Source organism: Streptomyces sp. SID13726 (assembly GCF_010548375.1).
GTDB lineage: Bacteria > Actinomycetota > Actinomycetes > Streptomycetales > Streptomycetaceae > Streptomyces.
This window is the reverse complement of the sequence record NZ_JAAGLY010000662.1, coordinates 1-409: the sequence shown is the minus strand read 5'-3', so window position 1 is coordinate 409 and position 409 is coordinate 1. Positions and strand designations below refer to the sequence as shown.

The following is a 409-nucleotide window of genomic DNA, read 5'->3' as shown; positions in this document are numbered from 1 at the left end:
CGAGCGCCTCCCGGTACCCGCGCACCGCCTCCTGGGCGGCCTCGCCGCACTCCGCCTCGGACATCCCCTTGTCGCGGCCACCGACGTACATGCTCGCCGCGAGCCGCTTGACGTCCCACTCCCACGGCGCGTCGCTCGCCTCGTCGAAGTCGTTGAGGTCGAACACGAGCCGCCGCTCCGGCGACGCGAAGAGGCCGAAGTTGGAGACGTGGGCGTCGCCGCACGCGACGACGTGGGCGCCGGTGCGCGGTCCGTCGCGCAGGTCGTGCGCCATCGTGGCCGCCGTGCCGCGGTAGAACGCGAACGGCGACTCGAGCATGCGCCCGACGCGCAGCGGGACGAGCTCCTGGAGCCGGTCGCGGTTCTGCTCCTCGATGACGGCGACCGGCTCGCGCTCGGGGTGCAGCCG

General features: G+C 74.1%; 1 protein-coding gene. It reads right to left on the bottom strand.

What is annotated here, in order from left to right; all coding sequences use genetic code 11:
• The coding region (locus G3I78_RS49655) for a DUF2252 family protein (protein WP_164437251.1) at window positions 1–409 on the bottom strand (409 nt) is incomplete at both ends.